This is a genomic window from Prolixibacter bellariivorans ATCC BAA-1284 (assembly GCF_000621705.1).
GTDB classification, from domain to species: Bacteria; Bacteroidota; Bacteroidia; order Bacteroidales; family Prolixibacteraceae; genus Prolixibacter; species Prolixibacter bellariivorans.
The window spans coordinates 60,292-85,003 of sequence record NZ_JHXO01000005.1 but is presented as its reverse complement, the minus strand read 5'-3'; the positions used below and the strand labels follow the sequence as shown (position 1 = coordinate 85,003).

General features: G+C 43.4%; 27 protein-coding genes. 11 read left to right on the top strand and 16 right to left on the bottom strand.

Going from position 1 to position 24,712, the window contains the following annotated elements:
- Nucleotides 1-30: 30 nt before the first annotated feature.
- The 6 genes from pth to T426_RS0103535 all read right to left on the bottom strand — a co-directional run bounded on the left by pth (nt 31) and on the right by T426_RS0103535 (nt 4,516).
- The gene (pth, locus tag T426_RS0103560) at nt 31-594 is read right to left on the bottom strand and encodes an aminoacyl-tRNA hydrolase (RefSeq protein ID WP_027585289.1); all 564 of its coding nucleotides are present in this window, start codon (nt 592-594) and stop codon (nt 31-33) included.
- Nucleotides 595-609: 15 nt separating this feature from the next.
- Complete coding sequence (locus T426_RS0103555; protein WP_025864144.1) at nt 610-1,194, bottom strand: 50S ribosomal protein L25/general stress protein Ctc; 585 nt, start codon at nt 1,192-1,194, stop codon at nt 610-612.
- Between the two features lie 201 nt (nt 1,195-1,395).
- Nucleotides 1,396-2,331: a ribose-phosphate pyrophosphokinase gene (locus tag T426_RS0103550; RefSeq protein ID WP_025864143.1), complete on the bottom strand. Its 936-nt coding sequence runs from the start codon at nt 2,329-2,331 to the stop codon at nt 1,396-1,398.
- Between the two features lie 139 nt (nt 2,332-2,470).
- On the bottom strand, nt 2,471-3,073 hold the full coding sequence (gene yihA, locus T426_RS0103545) for a ribosome biogenesis GTP-binding protein YihA/YsxC (RefSeq protein WP_025864142.1): 603 nt from the start codon (nt 3,071-3,073) through the stop codon (nt 2,471-2,473).
- A 63-nt stretch (nt 3,074-3,136) separates the two neighbouring features.
- Nucleotides 3,137-4,126 carry a type I phosphomannose isomerase catalytic subunit gene (locus T426_RS0103540; protein WP_025864141.1) on the bottom strand — a complete coding sequence of 330 codons (990 nt, stop codon included), beginning with the start codon at nt 4,124-4,126 and terminating at the stop codon, nt 3,137-3,139.
- Nucleotides 4,127-4,213: 87 nt separating this feature from the next.
- A complete protein-coding gene (locus T426_RS0103535; RefSeq protein ID WP_025864140.1) occupies nt 4,214-4,516 on the bottom strand; it encodes a Dabb family protein in 303 nt (100 codons plus the stop codon).
- Nucleotides 4,517-4,701: 185 nt separating this feature from the next.
- On the opposite strand from T426_RS0103535, the gene udk reads away from it, so the two are divergent.
- Complete coding sequence (udk, locus tag T426_RS0103530) at nt 4,702-5,319, top strand: uridine kinase (protein ID WP_025864139.1); 618 nt, start codon at nt 4,702-4,704, stop codon at nt 5,317-5,319.
- A 12-nt stretch (nt 5,320-5,331) separates the two neighbouring features.
- Nucleotides 5,332-6,063, top strand: coding sequence for a 3'-5' exonuclease (locus T426_RS0103525; protein ID WP_025864138.1), 732 nt, complete (start codon nt 5,332-5,334; stop codon nt 6,061-6,063).
- Between the two features lie 61 nt (nt 6,064-6,124).
- Here T426_RS0103525 and smpB read toward each other — a convergent pair whose 3' ends face one another.
- Nucleotides 6,125-6,580, bottom strand: coding sequence for an SsrA-binding protein SmpB (gene smpB, locus T426_RS0103520; protein WP_025864137.1), 456 nt, complete (start codon nt 6,578-6,580; stop codon nt 6,125-6,127).
- 43 nt (nt 6,581-6,623) lie between these two features.
- Nucleotides 6,624-7,205, bottom strand: coding sequence for a Yip1 family protein (locus T426_RS0103515; protein ID WP_025864136.1), 582 nt, complete (start codon nt 7,203-7,205; stop codon nt 6,624-6,626).
- An 85-nt stretch (nt 7,206-7,290) separates the two neighbouring features.
- Here T426_RS0103515 and miaA point away from each other — a divergent pair, with 85 nt between their 5' ends.
- Nucleotides 7,291-8,214, top strand: coding sequence for a tRNA (adenosine(37)-N6)-dimethylallyltransferase MiaA (gene miaA, locus T426_RS0103510; protein WP_027585288.1), 924 nt, complete (start codon nt 7,291-7,293; stop codon nt 8,212-8,214).
- A 116-nt stretch (nt 8,215-8,330) separates the two neighbouring features.
- Nucleotides 8,331-9,107 (top strand): type I methionyl aminopeptidase, encoded by a 777-nt coding sequence (map, locus tag T426_RS0103505; RefSeq protein WP_025864135.1) that lies wholly within the window; start codon nt 8,331-8,333, stop codon nt 9,105-9,107.
- 73 nt (nt 9,108-9,180) lie between these two features.
- Here the strand turns inward: map and T426_RS0103500 are convergent, their stop codons facing one another.
- The 4 genes from T426_RS0103500 to T426_RS0103485 all read right to left on the bottom strand — a co-directional run bounded on the left by T426_RS0103500 (nt 9,181) and on the right by T426_RS0103485 (nt 14,092).
- Nucleotides 9,181-9,816 (bottom strand): cysteine hydrolase family protein, encoded by a 636-nt coding sequence (locus T426_RS0103500; RefSeq protein WP_025864134.1) that lies wholly within the window; start codon nt 9,814-9,816, stop codon nt 9,181-9,183.
- 94 nt (nt 9,817-9,910) lie between these two features.
- A complete protein-coding gene (locus T426_RS0103495) occupies nt 9,911-11,929 on the bottom strand; it encodes a protein-disulfide reductase DsbD family protein (protein ID WP_025864133.1) in 2,019 nt (672 codons plus the stop codon).
- Between the two features lie 108 nt (nt 11,930-12,037).
- A complete protein-coding gene (locus T426_RS0103490) occupies nt 12,038-13,585 on the bottom strand; it encodes an Rne/Rng family ribonuclease (RefSeq protein ID WP_025864132.1) in 1,548 nt (515 codons plus the stop codon).
- 222 nt (nt 13,586-13,807) lie between these two features.
- The gene (locus tag T426_RS0103485; RefSeq protein ID WP_025864131.1) at nt 13,808-14,092 is read right to left on the bottom strand and encodes an HU family DNA-binding protein; all 285 of its coding nucleotides are present in this window, start codon (nt 14,090-14,092) and stop codon (nt 13,808-13,810) included.
- 132 nt (nt 14,093-14,224) lie between these two features.
- Between T426_RS0103485 and mutY the strand changes: the two genes are divergently transcribed.
- The 7 genes from mutY to pgl all read left to right on the top strand — a co-directional run bounded on the left by mutY (nt 14,225) and on the right by pgl (nt 20,905).
- On the top strand, nt 14,225-15,286 hold the full coding sequence (mutY, locus tag T426_RS0103480) for an A/G-specific adenine glycosylase (RefSeq protein WP_025864130.1): 1,062 nt from the start codon (nt 14,225-14,227) through the stop codon (nt 15,284-15,286).
- A 92-nt stretch (nt 15,287-15,378) separates the two neighbouring features.
- Nucleotides 15,379-15,828, top strand: coding sequence for a single-stranded DNA-binding protein (locus T426_RS0103475; RefSeq protein WP_025864129.1), 450 nt, complete (start codon nt 15,379-15,381; stop codon nt 15,826-15,828).
- 18 nt (nt 15,829-15,846) lie between these two features.
- Nucleotides 15,847-17,193, top strand: coding sequence for a gliding motility-associated protein GldE (gldE, locus tag T426_RS0103470; protein ID WP_025864128.1), 1,347 nt, complete (start codon nt 15,847-15,849; stop codon nt 17,191-17,193).
- Nucleotide 17,194: 1 nt separating this feature from the next.
- Nucleotides 17,195-17,797 carry a gliding motility lipoprotein GldD gene (gene gldD / locus T426_RS0103465; protein WP_051538747.1) on the top strand — a complete coding sequence of 201 codons (603 nt, stop codon included), beginning with the start codon at nt 17,195-17,197 and terminating at the stop codon, nt 17,795-17,797.
- Nucleotides 17,797-18,438 carry a 4'-phosphopantetheinyl transferase family protein gene (locus T426_RS0103460; protein WP_025864126.1) on the top strand — a complete coding sequence of 214 codons (642 nt, stop codon included), beginning with the start codon at nt 17,797-17,799 and terminating at the stop codon, nt 18,436-18,438. The genes gldD and T426_RS0103460 overlap by 1 nt, the downstream gene beginning before the upstream one ends.
- A 210-nt stretch (nt 18,439-18,648) precedes the next feature.
- Nucleotides 18,649-20,160, top strand: a complete 1,512-nt coding sequence (gene zwf / locus T426_RS0103455) for a glucose-6-phosphate dehydrogenase (protein WP_027585286.1) — start codon at nt 18,649-18,651, stop codon at nt 20,158-20,160.
- Nucleotides 20,161-20,179: 19 nt separating this feature from the next.
- Nucleotides 20,180-20,905 carry a 6-phosphogluconolactonase gene (pgl, locus tag T426_RS0103450; protein ID WP_025864125.1) on the top strand — a complete coding sequence of 242 codons (726 nt, stop codon included), beginning with the start codon at nt 20,180-20,182 and terminating at the stop codon, nt 20,903-20,905.
- Nucleotides 20,906-20,976: 71 nt separating this feature from the next.
- Here pgl and T426_RS0103445 read toward each other — a convergent pair whose 3' ends face one another.
- From T426_RS0103445 to T426_RS0103425, 4 genes are all read right to left on the bottom strand, one after another.
- Nucleotides 20,977-21,936, bottom strand: coding sequence for an NAD(P)/FAD-dependent oxidoreductase (locus tag T426_RS0103445; RefSeq protein WP_036984428.1), 960 nt, complete (start codon nt 21,934-21,936; stop codon nt 20,977-20,979).
- 92 nt (nt 21,937-22,028) lie between these two features.
- Nucleotides 22,029-22,379, bottom strand: coding sequence for a thioredoxin family protein (locus tag T426_RS0103440; protein WP_025864123.1), 351 nt, complete (start codon nt 22,377-22,379; stop codon nt 22,029-22,031).
- A gap of 298 nt (nt 22,380-22,677) precedes the next feature.
- A complete protein-coding gene (locus T426_RS0103430; RefSeq protein ID WP_025864122.1) occupies nt 22,678-23,475 on the bottom strand; it encodes a DUF6599 family protein in 798 nt (265 codons plus the stop codon).
- Nucleotides 23,475-24,647, bottom strand: a complete 1,173-nt coding sequence (locus tag T426_RS0103425) for a DUF362 domain-containing protein (RefSeq protein WP_027585284.1) — start codon at nt 24,645-24,647, stop codon at nt 23,475-23,477. Before T426_RS0103425 ends, T426_RS0103430 begins: the two co-directional genes overlap by 1 nt.
- Nucleotides 24,648-24,712 lie beyond the last annotated feature (65 nt).

The following is a 24,712-nucleotide window of genomic DNA, read 5'->3' as shown; positions in this document are numbered from 1 at the left end:
ATTAAAAAATGGAGGTTGTTCCAGCAACAATCACTTGCTGTTGAACTGGCTCATGGTCCGGTGCACACCAATCATTGCAAATGCCTTGACAATATCGATGCAAAGGTCAATTCGCTCCGGAAGAATCTTCTCTTCTTCCCGTGACCATTTTCCCAGAACATGGTCGATCTGGTAACCTTGCGGGAAATCATCGCCAATACCAAACCGCAAACGGGCATAATCCTGTCGGCCCAATACCTGGTTGATATTTTTCAGACCGTTGTGACCGGCGTCGCTTCCTTTGGCTCGCAGGCGAATTTTACCTACCGGTAAAGCCAAATCGTCAACCAGTATTAAAACTTTATCGATTGGAATCTTCTCCTTCTGCATCCAGTACTGAACCGCCTTTCCACTCAGATTCATAAATGTGGAGGGCTTCAGAAGAATAAAGGTACGCCCGGCATGTTTCATTTCAGCGACAGCGCCATAACGCTTATCGCTAAAAGAAATATTGGACGCTCCGGCAAGAGCATCCAATATTTTAAATCCGATATTGTGTCGGGTATTTTGATATTCTTCCCCGATATTTCCTAAACCTACTATCAGGTACTTCAAAACACAATTGCTTTATTAGTTTCCGCCTTTGGCAGCTGCAGTCAATGCCGCACGAGCTGCACGGGTAATTACTACGCTGGCTACCGGAACTGATTTCGTATTCAAAATTTCAAGTCCTTCAGCTTTTACATCGCCAACACGAATACTTTCACCTAATTCCAGCTCCGTTACATCGATATCGATGGTATCAGGCAGGTTTTTTGCCAGACCTTTCACGCGCAATACGCGAAGGTTGGTTTTCAAACGTCCACCTTTCTGGATACCTTTCGCGAAACCAGTCAGTTTAACAGGAATATCGATTTTAACCGGTTTGTCATCCGTAATGCGAAGGAAGTCGATATGCTGAACTTTGTCGGTTACAGGATGAAACTGAATATCCTGCATAGAGGCCTGGTATTTTTTACCACCAATTTCAATGTTAATCAAGTAAACATTGGGCGTATAGATTACGTGACGGAATTCGCCTGCTTCAGCTTCGAAATGAATAACTTCGTCGCCACCGTAAAGTACACAAGGAACTTTTCCTTCGGCGCGCAGTTTTTTTGTCTCTTTTTTTCCTACTGCTGTACGGGCAGTACCTTTTACTTCAAACGTTTTCATCGTAAATAAATTAATTAAATTTTTAAGTGCTTACTCAGATCTCCCTCCTTTAACAGGAAGGCATCCGCATCACACCAGTAAAGGTATGCTGCAAAATCGGGCGCAAATATAGCAAATAATCAGATGAAAACTTCACCCAAGAAGAATTTTCATGAATATTCTCCGGCAAAGTATTTCAACGGATTGATAAGTCAATCATCATTAAATGAACGAAGTACTAATGGATTCGTTCTTGTAAACTTTCTGAATAACGTCGGCAATCAGTCCGGAACACGAAATAATCTTAATTTTGTCTGACTTTTTCCTCAACGGGATGGAATCGGTAAAATAAATTTCGTCCAGGTCTGATTCGTCAATGCGTTCGTATGCCGGTCCTGAAAGAACAGCATGAGTTGCAAAGGCACGTACGCTGTTGGCTCCCTTAGCTTTCATCAGATTGGCGGCTTTGGCGATGGTTCCGGCCGTATCAATCATGTCATCAACAATAACGACATCTTTGCCTTTCACATCACCAATAACGGTCATATTACCCACCACGTTGGCCTGACTGCGTGATTTATGACAAATCACCAAATCAGTTCCCAGCAATTTGGAATAAGTGTTAGCACGCTTGGTTCCCCCAACATCCGGCGATGCCACCACCAGATTTTCCAGGTTCATTTTCCGGATATGCGGAATAAAAAGCGTTGATGCAGTTAAATGATCAACCGGCACATCGAAAAATCCCTGAATCTGATCGGCGTGTAAGTCCATGGTAATCAATCGATCGATTCCTGCAGCTGAAAGCATATCGGCCATCAACTTTGCACCAATTGAAACACGGGGCTTGTCTTTCCGGTCCTGGCGAGCATATCCGAAATAAGGCATAACTGCAATGATTTTGTATGCCGATGCCCGTTTGGCAGCGTCAATCATCAACAGCAGTTCCAGAATATTATCAGCCGGCGGAAAGGTGGACTGAATGATGAAACAGTGCGAACCGCGAATCGTCTCTTCGTAACACGGTTCAAATTCACCGTCAGAAAATACCGGACAAGACGAGCGGCCCAAATGCACGTCGGCACTCTCGGATATTTTTTCTGCTAAGTAACGGGTTTGGGTTCCTGAAAAGATTTTGATGGGAGCATTTACAGCCATTTCCTCTGATTTTCAAGTTTGAAGTTGCATGTAGTTCAGGTGCGCAAATGTAGCAATAATGCATCAACTACTAAATGGGTAAAATCACTTTTTATCAAAAATATAGCAAAGCGGACTACTGACGAAGTCGATTTTTTGTTTACTGGTAGTTGCCTTCGTTAATCTGCTGAATAAAGTCCAGTATCTCGTCCTTTCCGGCTTCTGATGTAGCCGATGTAACAAATTGAGGTGGCAATTCTTCCCAGCTTTTCAACATTTCACGACGATAAGCCGCCAGGTTTTTATCCAGTTGTGTTTTTCCCAGTTTGTCAGCTTTAGTAAACACCATAGCAAACGGGATACCGCTCACTCCCAACCAGTTCATAAAATCCATGTCGAGCTCCTGCGGCTCCAGCCGTACATCAATCAGCACCATGACACAGTAGAGATTTTTCCGCGAAAGCATGTACTCGCGGATAAACCCCATCCACTTATTGCGCTGGTTGCGCATTACTTTAGCGTAACCGTAACCGGGAAGGTCGACCAGGTACCACTCGTTGTTAATCACAAAATGATTAATCAGCTGCGTCTTTCCTGGCTGCGAGGATGTTTTGGCCAACTTTTTATGCTGGGTCAGCATGTTTATCAGCGATGACTTTCCCACATTGGAACGGCCAATAAATGCATATTCGGGCCGATCGCTTTTCGGGCATTTGGCCGGGTCGGTATTACTAATAACAAATTTGGCGCTTTTTATCTGCATAAGTCAATCGTGATTAATAAAAGCAGAAGGGAAACGTTTGTCGTTGTTTCCCTTCTTCATATTTTACTTAACAAAAACTTCCAGCATTTTCACTTTCTGCCCGTCCTTGGGCACCAGGATGAAATTCTCTATTGAGGCCGGGACCAGAATGGTTTCTCCTTTCGAAACTTCCATCGCCTTGTCTTCACCCCAGCTGATGGCATAATTTCCTTCGAGGCACATATAAATGATGAAGGAATCGAGGTCGTTGTAATCCTTCTCAATCGAATGTGTCAACTCAATCATATTGGTGGTAAAATACGGACAACTCACCAATTCAGAGGACTGATTCTTGTGCGTATGATAATGTGTCCGGTACTCTTTCTCGAAAGTGTAATCAATCGCATCCAGTGCCAGATCCGTATGAAGTTCGCGGGTATTTCCCTTATCGTCCTTCCGGTTATAATCGTAAATGCGATAAGTCACATCGGATGTTTGCTGAATCTCAGCCACCACAATCCCTTTTCCTATCGCGTGAACCCTTCCGGCCGGCATGAAGAAAACATCACCCGCTTTCACCTTTTCGGTATTGAGGATTTCCATCAGGGTATTTTTTTCCAGGTGTTCCAGGTACTTCTTCTGGTCGACCTCCTGATTAAATCCGGCAATCAGTTCAGAGCCCTCATCAGCCTGAAGCACATACCACATTTCGGTCTTCCCGAAAGCATTGTGCCGTTCTTTCGACATTTCGTCATCGGGGTGTACCTGGATGGAAAGATCGTCATTGGCGTCGATAAACTTAATGAGCAGCGGAAACTCCACTCCGAACTTCTCGTACACTTTTTCGCCAACCAGTTCGCCCATGTAAATTTCGATGAGCTCTTCCAGATTATTCCCCTCAAGGAATCCATTGGCTACTACAGAAATTTCATCCTGTACTCCGGATATTTCCCATGATTCCCCACAATTTGGCAACGGTGAAAATTCTTTGTTCAGAAGTTTCTTCAACTTCTGTCCACCCCAAATCTTATCTTTATTAATCGGCTTAAACTTAAAAGGATACAATTCCTGCACGTCTTACGCTTTTGGATGTTAACTATTCAGTTTATTTCTATACGGAATTCAAACTCGAAATGAGTCTATCTCCCTAACGGGAAAAAATCAGAAGTTGAAATCAACGGCGGCTCGTTCGGTAGTCAGCTCTTTCACCAGATCAATAACTTTCAGATGCTCCGGATGAACGCGATAAACGTCCAGGTCGGCAATACTTTCAAAATGAGTAATCAGGCAAATATCGAATGATGGTGCATCCAGCGTATAGTGCGGATTCACTTCGATATGTTTCAACTCTGAAATTTCATTTTTTAAATTAAGAAGAACGGCTGTCAATCTTTCAATTGCCTCTTTTTTAGCTGAATCCGAATCAAAATCTTTGAATTTAAACAGCACGGTATGGTTAATCATAACAGCAATGGTTTTTTATTGTTGTTCCAAATTTCTTTTGCGAAATTAATACTTTATAATTTTACAGCCACTTTTTTTCAAAAGGCAGCGTAAATGATCCTTCAGATTTAACGAAGATTGATATATTTGGTTAGATCAGGCAAAGGGCTGATTGATGCAATACACTCAACTATTAAAACGCAAACATGCTTGTTATTGGAATTGCCGGGGGAACCGGATCGGGGAAAACAACCGTCGTAAAAAAGATTATTGAACGTCTTCCGGAAGGCGATGTGGAAGTTCTGGCACAGGATGCTTACTACCGCGACAATAGTGACATTCCGTTGGAAGAACGACAGAAAATTAACTTTGACCACCCCGATGCCATCGAGTTTGAGTTGCTCGCCGAGCATATTCGCCAGTTGCGAAAAGGAAGCACGGTAAAGCAGCCCATTTATTCCTACCTCACGTGTACACGTGCCGAAGAAACCATTCCGGTGAGTCCGAAAAAAGTAGTCATTGTGGAAGGAATTCTCTGTCTGGCCCCTAAAGAGCTGCGCGACTTGATGAATATCCGGATATTTGTGGATTGCGAAGCGGATTTACGACTTTCCCGTGTCATCCAGCGCGACATCATCGAACGTGGGCGAAATGTAGCTCAAGTGCTTGAACGTTATGAGAAAACCGTACGACCAAGTCACCTACAATTCATCGAGCCCACAAAACGTTACGCTGATATTATTGTCCCACAGGGCGGACAAAACACAGTCGCCATCGACATTATTACCCAGTTCATTGAGAAACACCTGAACGATAACGCCTAAAACCGTCCAACCATGCTCGAACACCTCAAACCTGAACACGTACTTTACCTCGACATCGAAACGGTTCCACTGACCAAATCGCTGGAGGAAATGCCCGAGCGCCTGCAGGAACAATGGGCCAAAAAGGCAGGCAACATTGGCTCCGAAGAAGATACACCGGAAAGTTTATTTCAACGTGCCGGTATCTATGCTGAATTCGGAAAGATCATCTGCATTTCAGCCGGAACCATTTACCGGAAGGCCAAACAACGGGTTTACCGGGTAAAATCTTTTTATGGCGACGACGAAAAACAATTGCTGGTTGATTTTGCCGATATGCTGGATAAATTCACTTCCAATCCGGCACATAAACTTTGTGCACACAATGGGCAGGAATTTGATTTTCCGTGGATAGCGCGTCGCATGTTAATTCATGGTCTGAAACTTCCTAAGATACTCGATATCGCCGGTGCCAAGCCCTGGGAAATAAGGGACACGTTAATTGACACCATGCAGCTGTGGAAGTTTGGCGATTATAAGCATTACACTTCACTGAACCTGTTATGCGCCGTTTTCGATATTCCCACGCCGAAAGACGACATCGACGGAAGTCAGGTAGCTGAGGTTTATTATGAACAAGGAGATCTGGAACGAATCGCCCGTTACTGTGAAAAAGACACGCTTGCCGTTGCCCAACTATTGCTTCGTTACAAAGGCGAACCGCTGATCGCTCCGGACAATATTGAATTGGCTCTACCGAATTAAACCAACTAAAAAATCCCTGGAGGGAATAACCTTCAGGGATTAATATCGATAAAATCAGATTTTACACTTTCCGCATACGGTCCATTTCCCGTTTGGCATCTTTCTTTTTCAGCGTCTCTCGCTTATCGTGCTGTTTCTTTCCTTTGGCCAACGCAATTTCCAGTTTGGCCAACCCCCGGTCGTTAATAAACAGCCTGGTGGGAATAATCGTTAATCCCGATTCTTTTGTCTTCCGTTCCAGCTTACGCAATTCCTTCTTATTCAATAACAGCTTCCGTTCGCGTCGCGTTTCGTGATTATAATGCGTACCGTAAGCATATTCAGCAATATGTAAGTTCTTCACATACAACTCTCCTTTCATAAAATAACAGTAAGCATCAGACAAACCCGCTTTCCCCAGTCGTATCGACTTAATTTCGGTGCCCAATAAAACCAGCCCGGTCACGAATTTATCGATAAACTCGTACTCAAAACTCGCCCTACGGTTCTTAATATTTATTTTTTGTTGTAATGCCATCGTTTTCCTTTGATAGTAAATTGCAAAATCAATGCCTGATGTTTCAGGCAAATGCCATCAGGAAGGTAGTCAGAAAATAGCGGATGAAGGCAAAAACAATAATCATTAATAATGCCGACGTGAGAAAAAATCCCACGTGTTTCTGTTCCGGCACATCGAATAATACAGGTATCCCGACATAAAACAGGTAAAAGGAATACAATCCCAGTACACCCAACGGATACAAAGCAGGAATCAGGCCGGTAACCATCGATACCACCAATGACGGTACCGTCGAATAAATCACCAGGTTAGCCGAACGCCTCAGATTCTTTTCCCCGCCAAAACTTTTGACCAACTCGTTGACCAAATACGTACTGGCATATACCGAAAGTAGAAAGCCAAAGAACTCACGCAACCCATCTGCCATCAACAAATTTCCATCCAGTCCGATATTGACTTTTTGAATAATACGCCCAAGCAATGAAGCCAATGTTGCGACCAACAACAATGGCAAAAGAAAATTCCGAACAACCAAATTCATGGTAACATTCTCTTCTTCGATAACCTTCCATTCTTCCTTCGGTTGCAGAATTAACGCCTTACTGCGCTCATAAATTCCGGAAGCCAGTTTTTTAAAATCCATTAATCCTTCCTTTAATTCTACAAAAATAACTTATTTTGACATTCTCAAAATATTTCATCAATAAATCGGAACCTTCCGGAATACAATGGCAGCATTAAGATACAATATGGTAACTATTCTCGGCGCAACGGCATCAGGGAAAACAGCTATTGCAGCTCATCTGGCCAAATCCATCGGAGGAGAAATTATCTCAGCCGATTCCCGGCAGGTTTACAGGGGAATGGATATCGGTACAGGGAAGGATCTTTCCGATTACATCATTGATGGAACATTAGTGCCTTACCACCTGATTGATATCGCCAATGCCGGCTACCAGTACAACGTATTCGAATATCAGCGCGACTTTCTGAACGTTTTTGACAAACTGCAAAAACGCGGGAAGTTTCCGGTACTATGCGGAGGAACAGGTTTATACATCGAGGCCATACTGAAAGGCTACAAATTAATTCAGGTTCCGGTGAATGAAATTCGCCGGAAAGAACTTCAGGAGATGTCGCTGGAAGAGCTGACCAAAATTCTTTCCGGATACAAAGAGCTGCACAACACCAGCGATATAGAAAACAAGAAGCGAGCAGTCCGTGCTATAGAAATTGAAGAATATTACCAAAAGCATCCCGAAATCGACTTATCCTTCCCCGAAATCAATAGTCTGATTGTGGGCGTAAAGTTTGACCGGGATTCCCGGCGTCGCCGCATTACGCAACGACTAAAAGACCGGTTGCAAAATGGAATGATTGAAGAGGTGGAAAAACTACTGGCCAGCGGGCTTTCGCCCGAATCACTAACATACTACGGACTGGAGTACAAATACCTGACAATGTATGTGACCGGCGAGATCTCGTATGATGAAATGTTTCAAAGCCTGAACACAGCCATCCATCAGTTTTCCAAAAGACAAATGACCTGGTTCCGGAAAATGGAGCGAGAAGGCTTTCAGATTCATTGGCTTGACGGATACATGCCCCTTCCGGAGAAAATCGAGCAAATTAAGCGCTGGATGCAATCGTAACTCCCCTTATTTTCTTTTCAAAATATTATTCGAAACAAAAGACAGGTAGCTTCTGTTATTTTGAATTGATTATGAATTTATTCAATTTTGCGCAAACTTATCGAACATAATTTAATATGAGCATTCGCATAAAAACCCAGGAACAAATTGACGGCATACGCAAAAGCTCTAAACTGGCAGCGGAAACGCTGAAATTTATTGAACCACATGTTAAAGAAGGGGTTACAACAGAACACCTCGACAACCTGATTCATCAGTTTATTCTTGACCACGGCGCTATTCCCGCCACTTTAAATTATAACGGTTACCCGAAATCAAGTTGCATTTCACTGAATGAAGTGGTTTGCCACGGCATTCCATCACCTGATATTACCTTGAAAAACGGAGACATTCTGAATATCGATGTAACGACAATACTCGATGGCTACTATGGTGACACCAGTAGAATGTTCACTGTAGGTGAAGTAAGTGAGAAAGCACAAAAGCTTATTGAAGTAACCAAGCATTGCCTCGATTTGGCCATTCAGCAGGTTCGTCCCGGAAATTACCTGGGAAATATCGGCTATGTCATTTCACGGTACGCCACATCACAAGGCTTTAGTGTGGTTTACGAATTCTGTGGACACGGTGTGGGCGTGGAATTTCATGAAGACCCACAGGTTGACCACTCATCGAGAAAGAACAGCGGTCCTAAAATGCGCCCGGGAATGACGTTTACCATCGAGCCCATGATTAATGAAGGACGTCCGCGTGTAAAACTCGACAAGCATGACGGATGGACCGCCCGTACCATTGACGAGCAGCTTTCGGCACAATTTGAACACACGATACTGGTAACCGAAACCGGTTTTGAAGTTCTGACCGACATCTCGGATGAATATCCGGTTTCCTGAAAAAAATGAAACTAAAAAGGATTGCAAAACTTGCAATCCTTTTTTATGTTTTGTTCATTAAAGACTAAGCAATCTATCCCATATACTTTTCAACATCGTTGAAAGGAATCATCATCACTCCCAGCGTCTTCCATTTTTCAAATGGCAAGGGAATATTCGGCAGTTCTTTTATGGCATCAGAAAATACAAAAACTTCCTTTCCTCTTTCCGCTAAACCCGTCACGGCCTGATCAACACACACATTGGTGGTTACGCCATACACAAATATCCGATCGGGTTGGATAATATCGAGCACTCTCTCTGTATATGGATTTCCGGCAAATACATCAAAAGCATCTTTTCGGATAAGCACGTTCCTGAAACGCTCGGGGTTATCTAAGCGGGAATCCAGCATCAACTCCTGATTCCAGTCAATAATAAGAGGTCGTTCCGGATCGGTTTCGGAAATATACATGGCTCCCTTCGTTTCGGCCATGCAGTGTGGAGGAAAAGTATTGACAAAATCCGGAGAGTTTGAAAGCTCGGCCGAATTGACCAAATGATAATCAGCCGTGTTCACTACCCGGATGTTGTTATCACTGGCAAAACGGGTAATTTTTCCAAGAATCGGCCGAATCTCCTCTGCCCCCTGAACGTAAAGTTTTCCATCAGGCTCCATGAAATCGACCTGCGTATCAACGTTCCAGAAAATAATTTTCGGACTTTTCATATCATTTGCATTTTATCAAACTCAGTAAAGTTATAATAAAACACTTCTAAAAAAAGAAAAACCCTCCGGTTTTCGGAGGGTTCATCCTATTGTGTTATTCTTCATTTCGTTTCTTATACTCCGCTAATCCCTTATCCAGGAAATCGACAAAGTGATCGGGATTCAAATCTCTTGCAGTTGGCTGAGTGAGCATCTTCCCATTGTTATCGAGTAACACGTAATAAGGCTGTGCATTCACGCCAAACCGGGAAATCTGGAAATCAGCATATTTCTTTCCCAATGTTTTCTTAATCTTCCCGTCATAGGTTGACTTCACCCAATCCCCTTCCGGCAACTTGGTCTTATCATCCACATACAGGGCGATAATCACATAGTCATTTTCCAAACGCTCCAACACCCGGGGATCGGACCAAACATTCGCTTCCATTTCACGACAGTTCACACAACCGTGACCGGTGAAATCGATGAATACTGGCTTGTGTTGTTCTTTCGCACAAGCCATTCCCTGGTCGTAATCAAAATATCCCTGCAATCCATGAGGTAACTCCAGAAAGTCGGAATATTTAGGTTTTTCACAAAGCTCAGATTCTCCTTTCTTAAAATCGTATGTACCACTGGTATTATTGACAAGTCTCACTTCATCCCGAATAATTTTATGCAAATCAAAATCATGCGTAGCCATAGGCGGCAGGTATCCTGAAATCGCTTTCAGCGGAGCACCAAACATACCGGGAATCAGATAAACAACGAATGAAAATGTTATTATCGAGAGTATTAATCGGGGTACAGTTACATGAGGTACGTCACTGTCATGAGCAAATTTGAGTTTTCCCAAGAGGTAGAAACCTAAGAGGGCAAATATGACAATCCAGAAAGCCAGGTAAACTTCCCTGTCGAGTATTCCCCAATGATAAGTTTGGTCGGCAATACTCAGAAATTTTAATCCGAGGGCAAGCTCCAGGAATCCAAGAACCACTTTTACTGAATTCAGCCAACCACCCGACTTGGGCAGATTGCTCAGCCACTGCGGGAAGAAAGCAAACAATGTAAATGGCAAGGCAAATGCCATAGCAAAGCCAAACATACCAATCACCGGTTTCAGAATCATCCCCCCTGCCGATTCAACCAAAATAGCTCCGACAATCGGTCCCGTACAAGAGAACGATACCAACACCAGCGTCAAAGCCATAAAGAATGCTCCTCCAAACCCACCTTTATCCGCTTTGCGATCGCTCCTGTTCACCCAACTACTGGGTAACACAATTTCGAATGCGCCAAAGAATGAGAAGGCAAACACAAGGAAAATGATAAAGAATAGGGTATTCGGCAACCAGTGAGTGCTAAGCCAGTTAGCAAAACCAGGCCCCAAGGTCACCGCCACAATCGTTCCAATCAAGGTGTATATCAAAATAATAGACAGACCATAGACCAACGCCTGCATTTTCGCTTTTACCTTTGATTCGCTGCTGTGCATAAAGAACGACACCGTCATCGGAATCATCGGGAAAACACAGGGAGTCAGAATCGCAGCCAATCCGGCCAGAAAACTGAACAGGAAAAACCATCCCAAGCCGTGATGCTTAGTTCCAACGGGGTCTATCGGTTCAACAGGTGTTGTTTTCTCAGCAGCGGGCGCGGCTACTGCCTCTTTTCCTCCTCCGTTAAATGAAAAAGAGAAATCCTTCTCGGTAGGTGGCAGGCAGGTTTCATCGTTACAACTCATAAACTCAACCGAGCCTTTTATTTCCAAAGGCTTATTGGTTAAAAGTTTCACACGTTGCACAAACACTGCTTCATGTGCATAATACTCCAGTTCCATCTGGAAAGTCTGATCAAACTTTTTGATCATGGAACTTTTGGCATCCAGTTTTCCATCCAACTCGAAACCGTCGCCTGGTTTAATATTGATGGAGGTTTTTACCGGACCACCTGATGGAAGGTCAGTAGAATAGAGGTGCCATCCCTGGTCGATTGACGCCTTGAATGTCAGATCGTATACACTGTCGGACACCTGTTTTTGCTCAAAAGTCCATTTTACCGGCTCGAGAATCTGAGAAAAAGCAGGCAATGAGCCCAACACCAGGAATAATGTAAACAGGATATATCTTTTCATCGGGTCACGTTTCGATTATTAACGTATTTAAATTCTTGAATAAGTTCAAAAATATAAAAAAAAACCGCCCGATCATGTGACTAATGACCGGGCGATTCTTAAAACTTTTTAGAATACGATTTCCTCTCTGTTTTCATCGAAATATTTCGATTCAAGGAAATTAAGCGAGCCGACCTCGTCGACGGTGACCCGCTTTCGGAATTCAAGCATCCATCGGAGCCTTCGCGAAGGAAATCCCTTCTTCAAATAGGCAGCTACAAATGGATGCAACTGAATTGTCAATCTTTTCTTTGCCAGCTCACCGAAAATGAATTTGACCCGCTGTTCGATTTCTTCTGTAAACAGAACGGTTGGTGTTACTTTTCCGGTCCCTTTACATACCGGACACACCTCAGTCGTATCAATATTCATTTCGGGCCGCACCCTCTGTCTGGTGATCTGCATCAGACAGAATTTGCTCAGAGGAAGGATGTTGTGCTTTGTTCTGTCGGCACCCATCGCCTCCTTCATCTTATCGAAAACTTTCTGACGGTTTTCATTACCGTGCATATCGATAAAATCGATCACGATAATGCCACCCATATCGCGCAACCTGAGTTGTCTAGCAATCTCATCAGCTGCAGCCAGGTTAACCTCCAGGGCATTTGTTTCCTGATTTCCGCTTTTTGACCGATTCCCGCTATTAACATCAATAACATGGAATGCTTCGGTATGCTCGATAATCAGGTAGGCACCGCTCTTAAACGAGACGGTTTTACCAAAAGATGCTTTAATCTGTTTGTCAATTCCAAAGTGTTCGAAAATTGGAGCCCGACCGCTGTAATATTTTAAAATCTTTTTCTTTTCCGGTGCAATGGTGCCCAGATAATCTTTTATTTCAATGGCAGCTTCCTGATCATTGATCATGATAGCACCAAAGTCTGGCGTGTACACATCACGAATCATCGCAATAGTACGGTCGAGTTCGCCCAGAACAAGCGACGGAGCAGTATGCCGGCCTAATTTAGCCATGGCATTTTCAAATTTTGCCACCAGTCGTTTCAGTTCCTGATCCAATTCTGCAACACGTTTTCCTTCAGCAGCTGTTCGAATGATTACCCCATACCGTTTGGGGCGAATGCTTTGAATTAATTTTTTCAGCCGATTTTTCTCTTCGGTCGATTTAATTTTCTGCGAAACAGAAACTTTATCGCTGAATGGCATTAACACCATATTACGGCCAGCGACAGAAATTTCAGAGGTTAACCGGGGGCCTTTGGTAGAGATGGGCTCTTTGGCAATTTGAACCAGAATACTCTGGCCTTGTTTTACCACCTCGGTTATTTTTCCCTCTTTGTTAATGTCCGGATCCGATTGGATTTTGGAAACGGGCACAAACTTGCTTTTCTTCGAACCTGCAAGCTTCAGGAATTTGTTCAGTGTCTGGAATTGCGGTCCCAGATCCAAATAATGAAGGAACGCATCTTTTTCATAGCCTACATCAACAAAGGCAGCATTCAAGCCGGGCATAATCTTTTTGACTTTCCCGAGGTAGATGTCTCCTACCGCGAACTTGGCATTGCTGTCCTCCCTATTGAGTTCAACCAGTCTTTTGTTTTCGAGTAAGGCAATTTCTACGTGTGAGGGTGATACATCAATAATTAGTTCATTACTCACGGCCTTTACTCATTTTACGAAAAATAAATTCAACTTCAGCTTAAACACAATAAACCTAAAGCGCTTTTGCACTTTAGGTTTACCGATAGTTAAGCCATTATCGAAAGCTTACTTACTTCTTCTTCTTATGACGATTCTTCCGCAAGCGTTTTTTCCGCTTGTGGGTCGCCATCTTATGTCTTTTTCTTTTTTTACCGCTCGGCATAATTTCAGGCTTTAAAATTATTTTACGTTATTCTTAACCTTATTCACGAACGACTTAGCAGGTTTGAAAGCCGGGATGAAGTGTTCAGGAATAATAATCGTGGTATTCTTTGAGATGTTGCGGGCAGTTTTCTCAGCGCGCTTTTTAACGATAAAGCTACCGAAGCCTCGCAAATAAACATTTTTTCCATCAACCAATGAACCGGAAACGGTTTCCATGAATGCTTCAACAGTTTTCTGTACAGTAACTTTTTCGATACCAGTGTTCTTCGAAATCTCGTTTACGATATCTGCCTTTGTCATTGCTATTAATTTAATTATACACTTCTTTCTTAAAATTTTGGTGAACAAAGATAGACTTTTTCGTATGATTAAAGAAATACAAATCAATTATTTTTGTCCCGTAGAACTAAAATTTAGCTTATTTAACAATATATGAACATTTTCGCCAAACATCTGATTGACTGGTATAAATACGAAGGGCGTGAACTTCCATGGCGCGAAACCCGTGATCCGTATACAATTTGGGTATCTGAAATCATTCTCCAGCAAACACGAATTAGCCAGGGAACAGCTTATTTCCATCGTTTTATTGAACAATATCCTGATGTTTCTAAATTAGCTTCAGCCGACGAACATGATGTACTAAAACTTTGGCAGGGACTGGGCTATTACTCCCGAGCCCGCAATATGCTTACCGCAGCCAAACAGGTTATGGAACAATTTGGTGGTAAGTTTCCGGGCACGTACAAAGAGTTGTTGCAATTAAAAGGCGTTGGTGAATATACTGCAGGAGCCATTGCATCCATTGCGTACAACCTGCCGCATGCCGCAGTCGATGGAAATGTGTTGCGTGTGCTATCGCGGCTTTATGCCATCGATACGCCAATCAATTCAACCAAGGGGAAAAAACTTTTTTCCCAACTCGCAACCGAAATGGTTCCGAAAGAAGCCCCGGGGACGTTTAATCAGGCTATAATGGATTTCGGAGCAACTCTTTGCACTCCCGGCAAGCCAGATTGTCCCGGTTGTCCACTTTCAGATATGTGCGAGGCCTATATTAATAACAGCGTAGAGAATTATCCTGTAAAAGAAAAAAAGACCAAAGTTCTCGACCGCTACATGCACTATCTGTTCATCAGGCATGAAGACCGGCTTTGGCTGGAAAAGAGAAATGACCAGGATATTTGGAAAAACATGTACCAGCTTCCGCTGATTGAATCATACGAAGTACTACTCCCCGAACAGGTTCTACACTCGAAGGAATGGCAGGCAATCTTTGACAATGCGCAAGTCGAGGTACGTTCAGTTTCCAACGAAATCATTCATTTGCTAAGTCATCGGAAGATACATGCCTTTTTTTATGAAATACAATTGATAAAAGGCGAAGTTCATCATCCGGCAAAACCGGTTTATTTGAAAGATATTTTTAATTTTGCCGTACCAAAACTAATCGAAAACTACCTGACTGAGAAGATTCAAATAACTCAATCATAGTAAGAATTTTAGTAAACAGAGGTGGAGAATCGATTTTTAAAAATTAATCGGTTTTCGTAAATTTAATTTTATTCATTAAAATTGCTTTTAATATGTCTATCAACAAAGTTATCTTAGTCGGAAATGTCGGGAAAGATCCCGAAATCAGGCATCTGGACAACAATGTATCCGTTGCCAATTTTCCATTGGCCACCTCTGAAACCTACACCAACAAAAACGGTGAGAGAGTAACAACAACTGAGTGGCACAATATTGTCGCATGGCGCGGTCTTGCCGAGGTATGCGAAAAGTACATTCAGAAAGGGAAACAGCTGTACATTGAAGGAAAGATTCGTACACGTTCCTACGATGCGCAAGACGGAACGAAAAGATACATGACGGAGATTTATGCCGACGCGCTGCAAATGCTGGGCCGCAAGGATGATTTCCAAAACGACTCAGCACCCGATCGCTCTTCGGCTACCGTAAATGAGCCAAGTGGCAACAATGGCCCACTCGATAGTTCTCCGGGTGATGCTGAAGAAGACGATTTACCATTTTGATACTAAAACTTTTATAGTTTGGAAACAGACATAGTTCCTCCGGCGGGAGCCCATTTTGGAGATATTCAATTTTATCCGTTTACGATCGAGACGTTGATTGGGCTCTTCGTGCTGGTAATTTTACTAATTATTTCTGCATTAATTTCAGGATCCGAAGTTGCATTTTTCTCTTTGGGCCCAAAAGATAAACACGAGCTGGAAGAGAACAAGGGCCGTTCCAATGCCCTTGTTCTCCGACTGCTTACCATCCCTGAGCAACTGCTAGCCACAATCCTGGTTGGGAATAATTTTGTCAATATTGGAATTGTTATTCTATCGGCTCACATCACCAATATGCTGATTGATTTTTCGGCAGTTCCCACGCTGGGATTTATATTTCAGGCAGTTGTCATTACCTTTTTATTGCTTCTGTTTGGTGAAATTATTCCAAAGGTATACGCAACGCAATATCCGCGTTCGTTTGCCATACGAATGGCTCCCATGTTGAACGGACTCGAAAAAATAACCCGTCCACTGAACCATATTCTAATTTCGTCGACCGCGTTTGTCAACAAACGGGCTACAAAGCACCGAAAATATCTTTCCATCGACGAAATATCGAAAGCGCTTGAGCTAACCGATGAAATGGAGTTTACCGAGGATAAGGAGATTCTGGAAGGGATTGTCAAATTTGGGAACAAGAGCGTGACCGATATTATGCGTTCCCGTGTCGATTTGGTAACTCTTAATATACGCGACGATTACACCGAAGTACTGCGGTTGATCAGTGAATCGGGATACAGCCGAATTCCGGTTTATTCCGAAACTTTCGACAACATTCGTGGCATACTATATATCAAGGATTTGCTGGCTCATCTCCCAAAAGGCAATACATTCCGGTGGCAATCGCTGCTTCGACCGCCTTTCTATGTTCCTGAATCGAAAAAGATTGACGAACTGTTGGAAGAGTTCCAGAAAAACAAAGTCCACATGGCCATTGTAGTCGATGAATATGGAGGAACCTCCGGGCTGGTAACGTTGGAGGATGTCCTGGAAGAGATTGTCGGTGATATTGCCGACGAATTCGACGAAGAAGAAGAATATTATACCCGCATTGGCGAAAACGAATATCTGTTCGATGGAAAAACAATGCTCAATGACTTTTACAAAGTATTTGATGTCCCGGATAATATTTTCGATGACAAGAAGGGCGACGCCGATACACTTGCCGGATTAATACTGGAGCTCCAGGGAGAAATCCCGGCTAAAAACGAGAAAATTGAGTGCGACGATTTTCTTTTCCAGATTGAAGAATCAGATGCGCGTCGAATCAAAAGGATTCGGGTATTCGATACACGTGATAATGAGAAGGGAGAAAATATTTGATATGGGAAGAAGGATTCACCGGATGCAATTGCCAATCGCCATTATCCTTATAGTGATAACGGTAAGTATGATTTCATGCAAACATGATTATACCCCAAAACCAAGGGGCTATTTTCGCATTGCATTCCCACAGAAGGCTTACCATCAAATGAATAAGAATCTGCCTTATACCTTTAAAATCCCCAACTATTCCAGTGTATCAAAAGACTCTGACTACCAGGCAAAGCGATATTGGATTAACATTGATGTACCGTCCAATAAAGCTTCAATACACATCAGTTACAAAGCGATACACAATAATCTGGCAAAATACACCGAAGAATCACGGATGCTGGCATACAAACATGCTCAGAAAGCCAGTGCCATCGATGAGAAAATATACGTTAACCGGGCGAAAAAGGTTTATGGAACACTCTACAACATCAAAGGGAATGTTGCCTCGCCCATGCAATTTTACCTGACTGACAGCACACGTCACTTCATTCGCGGAGCACTGTATATTCGCGAAATTCCTAATATTGACAGCTTACAACCTGTCATTAATTTTCTGGAACAGGATGTTCTTCAACTGGTCGAATCAACTGAATGGAAAGACGTTAAATAATGCCTCTTTTTACCACTGAAAACGTAGATGATTCCCTTCTGGGATTATGGGAGATAACCGAAAGGCCTGAAGAATTAAGGCAAATAGTTTCCCTGACGCCTGCAGAAGAAAAAGAATTCAAGACCTTCACAAATATTCGCAGGCAACGTGAATGGCTGGCCACCCGGGCACTGTTGCAACAGATGCTCGACGAACCATTCGAAATCCGCCACCTCATGGATGGTAGACCGGTATTGGAAAATGCGCCCTACCATATCAGCATTTCGCATTCGACGGAATACGCTGCCGTTCTGCTGCACAAGGAAATGCAAACCGGCATCGATATTGAAAACGTATCACGTTCCATCGATAAAGTTGCGCCCCGTTTTCTTTCAGCCGAAGAGCTGCAAAACTGCCTGACCAATGACGGCTATTCAAACATCAAGTTGTTTATGCATTGGTGCGCAAAAGAAGCCATCTTCAAAATGATTCCTCATCAGGGAGTTGAATTTTCAACGCAAATTCAAATTCCCGCTTTCGAAATGACTGGCTCAAACGGATCGTTCTCCGGACTATTCAAGGGACTTTTCGGCACCGATCACATCGACCTCAACTATCGTTTCGTTGAAGATAACCTGATGGTTTGGGGCCTTTATGAATAACCCACACCGTAACCGCAACAGATTTCCTGCTAATCGTATCTGAGATTCTAAGGCTTAACGGTTTGATGTAAAATAGCATGCCTCAATTTCGGTTTGGAACATCGAGTTTCACTACTTTTAACAGAAGCTTATCCTTCCCGACTAAACAAATAGTGGGGGATTTGTTTTATATAGGTGAGTAAATTTAGCATTCGAAAAACGATATAAGCAATGAATACACCCGAATCACATATTCTAGTCATATTCGGCGCATCAGGCGATTTAACCAAAAGGAAACTGATCCCGGCTATCTGTAAATTACACCACGAAAAGAGGTTACCCGAGAAGTTTGCTATTCTGGGCGCCAGCCGCACCGAAATGACAGATGAAGAGTTCCGCAAAAGTGTCACCGATTTTCTTCCGCAAGAAGACAATAAATGTAAGTGTGATGAATTCCTCGACAAACTGTACTACCAACCTCTGGGAACTGCAAATGCCGATGAATATGGCAAACTGAAAGACAGGCTAGAGGAGTTGAAAGAGAAGCTGGATATTCCCGGCAATTACATTTTCTACCTCTCCACCCCACCCAAATTGTACGGAATTATCCCGGCAAACCTGGCGTCGGTCGGACTAAACAAACAGGACGATGGCTATACCCGGTTGATTGTGGAAAAACCTTTCGGGAATAACCTGGAAACCGCGCAAAAACTGAACAAAGAACTGCTCGACTATTTCGACGAGAAGCAGATTTACCGTATCGATCACTATTTGGGCAAAGAAACCGTGCAGAATATGCTTGTTGCCCGATTCTCTAACGGAATTTTTGAGCCGATTTGGAACAGGAATTTCATTGAACGTGTGGAAATTTCCTCGGCTGAAAGCCTCGGTGTAGAAGGCCGTGGTGGCTACTACGACCAATCCGGAGCAATGCGCGACATGGTACAGAACCACCTGCTTCAGCTTGTTGGGATGGTTGGAATGGAACCTCCGGTTGTTGCCGAAGCAGATGCGATCCGTAACGAAACATTAAAGGTATTCCAATCACTCAGGCCACTCAAACCGGAGGAAATCAGCAGCAATGTTATTCGCGGTCAGTACATTGAATCGCATATCAAAAATGAGTTGGTCAATGGTTACCGTAGTGAAAAAGGTGTAGATCCGGAATCGCGGACTGAAACTTTTTTGGCCATGAAATTTTACATTGATAACTGGCGCTGGGCCGGCGTTCCTTTTTATATTCGTACCGGGAAAAAATTACCAACTCGTGTAACGGAGGTGGTCATTAAATTCCGTCCGACTCCACATCACCTTTTCCAGGAAGACGGTGTCACAGCGCATGTCACCAACCAGCTAATCATTCGCATCCAACCGGATGAAGGAATTCTGCTCAAATTTGGTTTGAAGGAACCGGGAGCCGGTTTCCGGGTACAACCGGTAAACATGGATTTCCATTACAGTGATTTATCGGATGTCGGGTTACCAACAGCGTACGAACGTCTTCTTCTCGACTGTATGATGGGTGACCAAACGCTTTACCTGCGCGGCGATGCAGTAGAAGCAGCCTGGAGTTTTGTTCAGCCGATCCTGGATGCATGGGAAGAAAATCCGTCACTTCCGATTTATGGATATCCCGCCGGTTCGTGGGGACCACAGGAGGCTGACGCTTTGATTGAAGGTGAAGATACCTGGCGTTATCCATGTAAAAATCTTTCCGACGACGGAACATATTGCGAATTGTAAATGAAAACAAACAGGATTGATGGAACCTGAATTAAAAATATACGACAATGCAGCCAGCGTGACTGAGGCGTTTGCGAAACATCTGGCGCAGTGGATTAAAGAAAGTAGAAGTCCGTTTTTTCACATTGCCCTTTCGGGCGGAAGCACGCCTAAGCTGCTATTCAAACATTTAGCCGAAAACTGCAAAAATACCATCGAATGGAATAAAGTACATTTTTGGTGGGGCGATGAACGGATGGTTCCGGCCGATGATGACGAAAGCAACTACAAAATGACCAATGAACTGTTGCTTTCCAAAATTGATATCCCGGAAGGCAATATTCACCGGGTTCATGGCGAAGAAGATCCGCCAACTGAATCGGTTCGGTATGGTGACGAAATTGAAATGCTGGTTCCGGAAAAGGAAACCTGGCCGGCTTTTGATTTGATTATTCTGGGTATGGGTGATGATGGGCACACCGCCTCCATCTTCCCGAATCAAATGGAACTGCTCCACTCGCTCGATGTTTGCGAAGTGGCCACACATCCTTCTTCGGGACAAAAAAGAATAACCTTAACGGGAAAAGTGCTGAACAGCGCAGAGAAGACTGCCTTCCTGGTTACAGGAGAAAACAAGGCAGAACGTTTGCAGGAAATATTTTCCGACCCGAATAAAGGTCGCTTACTGCCTGCTTACCACATTCACCCGGCAGGGGAATTATACTGGTTTTTGGATCAGGCAGCAGCCGAAAAACTGGAGAAATAATAAAAAATTACCCGTATACTATTGGGTCGACTTATGCCCAATAAAAGTATACGGGTTTGTTTTTTTCAAGCTTAAGCTTCCGATAAATCTTTCTGCTTTCGCTTTATTTCGTTGACATATTCTGCAGCAGAGAGAGCTGCTATTGTGCCGTCGGCAACGGCTGTTGTTACCTGACGGTAGGGTTTTTTAATACTATCGCCGGCACCATACACTCCGGGAATATTAGTTTTCATACGGCCGTCCGTCAAAAGTTCGCCGTATTCATTCAGCTCAACCACATCCTTAAAGAAAGCGGTATTCGGAACGTAACCGATGAAAATAAACGTTCCCTCTACATTGATAATCTTCTCCTCGCCTGTCCGCATATTCTTCACCCTGGCTGCTTCGAGGTTTTCGCTTCCGATGAACTCCTGAATCATGGATTCCATCTCGAACTCAATTTTTTCATTTTCGCGGGCGTCACGGATGGCGTGTTCAAATCCCTGAAAATGATCGAACTGGTGGACGATGGTCACTTTCGATGCATATTTCGTCAGCGAAACGGCTTCTTCCAGCGCGGAGTTACCACCGCCAACTACAATAATTTCCTTATCCTGGAAGAAGTCGCCATCGCAAGTAGCACAGTAGGAAATACCTTTTCCCTTAAATTCTTCTTCACCCGGAACATTCAGCATGCGTGGACGCCCCCCCGGTGCCAGAATGACTGTATGGGCAGCGTATGTATCTTTTCCGTTGACCTCAACGGTTTTGGTTTCGCTCTTCAGATCGACTGCGGTGATGTGCAGATTCGATTTTATTTTGCAGCCAAACGATTTGGCCTGCTTCTTCATAATATTTCCCAGTTGATATCCGCTGGTGGATTCAACTCCGGGATAGTTGGCAATTTCGTGTGTCAGTACCAATTGCCCACCGGGTGTACCCTCATTAAGAATAAGCGTACTGAGTTTAGCCCGTGATGTATAAATTCCGGCAGCTAAACCGGCAGCTCCTGCCCCCAGAATAATGACATCATAAATGGTATCTTCTTTCATCTGATTCCAATCTTAAAGTGTTTTCCGGTTTAACCGGAAGAAAGCTGAACCCGCTGCAACTTCCGTCTGACAGCAGGTCAGCTTTGTGTGTTTTATTTCGGCTCGCCAAACTGTTCGTTAAGAATAGCAGTAACCTGATCCATGGACTGAATGCTGCTGGTAGCTTTTACCAGTTTGCCATTTTTGTAATATACAGTGAACGGCAGTCCCATAAATCCACGGCACTCAGGAGCGTTTCGAATGACAGCTGCTTCTGGATTATCAAATTCCATATCAGCAAAAGTTACGTGAGTATAGTCATCTTCCAGCTCTTCCATAATTCCGTAAACCGGAATACACATGGGACCCATACGACCACAGCAAATCATTACATTATCATTCTCTTCGATGAACTTCTGATGTTCATCAGCGGTCATAATGTGTTTCAAGTTGGTTTGTAACATGATTTCAACTAATTAATGAATAAACTATATTTTTAAATATCTTGATGTATCGATATCAAATGACATACCAAAAGATCAAGCTCAAACACAAAACACATCTATTCGATTAATTTTTAACCCAATACAACACATTCAGCTATCGTCACATTGTCCTGACGTAGTGCCTGCCAAACAGAAAATACTGTCAAATCGTCACTTTTATTGCCATTAGCAAACTTTTTCATTGGAAAATAAAAAAGAGCCATCCGTCATCGGATAGCCCTTTATTTCAAAACCAAATATAGTAACAACAATATTCTCAATTCTCCCAAACAATCAGTCGGCCATCCTGCAGTTCAAAATCTTTGGAAGCAATACTGCGAGGCAAATCGGTTTCCTTTCCTGATGTCAGTAGTTCTTTAAACTTGGGTGGGATAACTCCGGAGTTCCATGTCAGCACCAGCAATGTCTTATCTTCAACAGGTAACATCCACAAATGATAATTTTCCCAACCAGACAAAAATTCGGACCAGTCAGGGTATCCATTCTGCACACCAAGTCGTCCCACCATCAATTTCAGTTTTATCCGGTTATTGGCTGTCAGGTTTTTCTCGATCTCACTTGGGAAAGCAACTTCCGGTTGTCCTTTCAGCTTTTGCTCAAACAGTCGACCTATTTGCAATGACGTTTCGATGGCTTTGGAACTTCCCACTTGATTCACAATGTTGATGTAATACTTTCCCGCGACGATTTGGTATTGGTAAGCATTCAGGCAATCGTTCGAAACCAGCGTGTCACAACCTAACTTACAACGAAAGCGGTTTACCGAATAAATGCCAAAAGCGGACAGCGGGTTGTTCATCTCAAAAATGTCTACCTGAAAAGAAACATCGTCGCATGTCACCGTTTGAGAAGTCAGTTTCTGAAAACCATACTCGAGATAGAGATCGGCACCACCATCCATGTATCCCCACAGGGAACCACCATCATATATTTTCGTTTCGGTTACTTTCAAACCGGGAAATTCATTATCATTCAACTCCACTTTATCAGCAGCAATCGCCTGCGATATCATGACAAAAAGGGAAAAAACCAGGTAATAGATACTCTTGAACATTATGCTTTTATTTCGATGTTTTCCAATGTTATTTTCGACGGGGTGGCTTCGCCCAAACCGTAACCGGAAGCCAATTCCATAAACTTTGTTCCGTTAGGAGATTCTTTTTTCTGAACACCTTCTTCCATTCTTTTCTTCAGAACGATGTCATATGCAATGCGGTCAACGGCCACCGGATCACTACCGAGCAGAATCGTTTTGTAATTAGTCAGAAACTGCGGGTTAGCTGCGGGTCCACCGTCGAAGCAACCTTTCAAACCATCCACAATGTTCAGCACCACTTTATCGCGCAAAGGCGGAAAGGCACAAACCTGTGCTGTTGTCTCTGACCAAAGCTGCTTGTGCAATCTTCCGGTATTGCTGATACTTCCGTACGCCAGATTTTTCATGCAACAGGTAACTGTGGTTCCGGCATTTTTTAAAATCGGAATGTTGATGATCTTATCCACCTCCTGCGTAATAATTTTTGTGAAGTACGATTCTTTTCCACCGTTTACCATGTAAGGCAAGGTGTACTCATCGTATTCGCCGTTGACATCAGCCCAGTAAAACCAATTTTTGTCGATGTTTTTTTCTCCATAAAGAATGCCGTCTTTGTCGAAAAATCCCCCGTCTTTGTCCTGCTGCTCCGTTCCGCGGATTGCGATTCCCGGATAATTATCTTCGGTAAAACCGGTTTCGTGCAACTGCATTTCCCTGCGGTCCCAAATGACAATATCCGAACGCGAAATGCCCGAATCTTCCAACTGCTTCACGACAGCCTGCACAACAGCGTGACTTGTCGTCAACAATTTCCCGGCTACGGGATTCACTTTCAAACCAATCTTCTCTCCCGGCTTCACAAACTTCCGCCAGGCTTTGTGCAGTTTCTTCTCTCCGGTCAATTTGAGGAGTCCATCTGCAATCATGCGATACGCTTCAGATTCAACCGGTTGGTTATCGACCACACTACCCGGATGGACCACTTTCACAACCCGGGCAGGATATTTCCCCGGCATGGAATTTTTATTGCGCGGATGTTGAAGCGCTTTGTCAATATTGGTTTCCGGTTTTTCGTTTTCGTCGGAAGCCATTACACTTTTCGGTATTCCGGCCATCAAGACCGAGCCGGCACCCCCGGCTGACAGCAGCCTAAAGAAGCTTCGACGTGAAAAGGAAGATTTCTGTTTCATAAGTTAACTGGTTTTTCATGTTAGTATGGATGGGTACCAAAATGTTACATTCAGAAACCAAAGAT

Excerpts from the sequence above, each read along its gene's own strand:
- T426_RS0103525 (WP_025864138.1), top strand. The coding sequence starts at position 5,332 with ATGCTCGAACACCTCAAACCTGAACACGTACTTTACCTCGACATCGAA.
- mutY (WP_025864130.1), top strand. The coding sequence starts at position 14,225 with ATGAACATTTTCGCCAAACATCTGATTGACTGGTATAAATACGAAGGG.
- zwf (WP_027585286.1), top strand. The coding sequence starts at position 18,649 with ATGAATACACCCGAATCACATATTCTAGTCATATTCGGCGCATCAGGC.
- T426_RS0103515 (WP_025864136.1), bottom strand. The coding sequence starts at position 7,205 with ATGGATTTTAAAAAACTGGCTTCCGGAATTTATGAGCGCAGTAAGGCG.
- gldD (WP_051538747.1), top strand. The coding sequence starts at position 17,195 with ATGGGAAGAAGGATTCACCGGATGCAATTGCCAATCGCCATTATCCTT.
- T426_RS0103475 (WP_025864129.1), top strand. The coding sequence starts at position 15,379 with ATGTCTATCAACAAAGTTATCTTAGTCGGAAATGTCGGGAAAGATCCC.
- miaA (WP_027585288.1), top strand. The coding sequence starts at position 7,291 with ATGGCAGCATTAAGATACAATATGGTAACTATTCTCGGCGCAACGGCA.
- T426_RS0103500 (WP_025864134.1), bottom strand. The coding sequence starts at position 9,816 with ATGAAAAGTCCGAAAATTATTTTCTGGAACGTTGATACGCAGGTCGAT.
- udk (WP_025864139.1), top strand. The coding sequence starts at position 4,702 with ATGCTTGTTATTGGAATTGCCGGGGGAACCGGATCGGGGAAAACAACC.
- T426_RS0103430 (WP_025864122.1), bottom strand. The coding sequence starts at position 23,475 with ATGTTCAAGAGTATCTATTACCTGGTTTTTTCCCTTTTTGTCATGATA.
- T426_RS0103495 (WP_025864133.1), bottom strand. The coding sequence starts at position 11,929 with ATGAAAAGATATATCCTGTTTACATTATTCCTGGTGTTGGGCTCATTG.
- T426_RS0103485 (WP_025864131.1), bottom strand. The coding sequence starts at position 14,092 with ATGACAAAGGCAGATATCGTAAACGAGATTTCGAAGAACACTGGTATC.
- T426_RS0103425 (WP_027585284.1), bottom strand. The coding sequence starts at position 24,647 with ATGAAACAGAAATCTTCCTTTTCACGTCGAAGCTTCTTTAGGCTGCTG.
- yihA (WP_025864142.1), bottom strand. The coding sequence starts at position 3,073 with ATGCAGATAAAAAGCGCCAAATTTGTTATTAGTAATACCGACCCGGCC.
- T426_RS0103555 (WP_025864144.1), bottom strand. The coding sequence starts at position 1,194 with ATGAAAACGTTTGAAGTAAAAGGTACTGCCCGTACAGCAGTAGGAAAA.
- T426_RS0103535 (WP_025864140.1), bottom strand. The coding sequence starts at position 4,516 with ATGATTAACCATACCGTGCTGTTTAAATTCAAAGATTTTGATTCGGAT.
- smpB (WP_025864137.1), bottom strand. The coding sequence starts at position 6,580 with ATGGCATTACAACAAAAAATAAATATTAAGAACCGTAGGGCGAGTTTT.
- T426_RS0103550 (WP_025864143.1), bottom strand. The coding sequence starts at position 2,331 with ATGGCTGTAAATGCTCCCATCAAAATCTTTTCAGGAACCCAAACCCGT.
- pgl (WP_025864125.1), top strand. The coding sequence starts at position 20,180 with ATGGAACCTGAATTAAAAATATACGACAATGCAGCCAGCGTGACTGAG.
- T426_RS0103460 (WP_025864126.1), top strand. The coding sequence starts at position 17,797 with ATGCCTCTTTTTACCACTGAAAACGTAGATGATTCCCTTCTGGGATTA.
- T426_RS0103445 (WP_036984428.1), bottom strand. The coding sequence starts at position 21,936 with ATGAAAGAAGATACCATTTATGATGTCATTATTCTGGGGGCAGGAGCT.
- T426_RS0103440 (WP_025864123.1), bottom strand. The coding sequence starts at position 22,379 with ATGTTACAAACCAACTTGAAACACATTATGACCGCTGATGAACATCAG.
- map (WP_025864135.1), top strand. The coding sequence starts at position 8,331 with ATGAGCATTCGCATAAAAACCCAGGAACAAATTGACGGCATACGCAAA.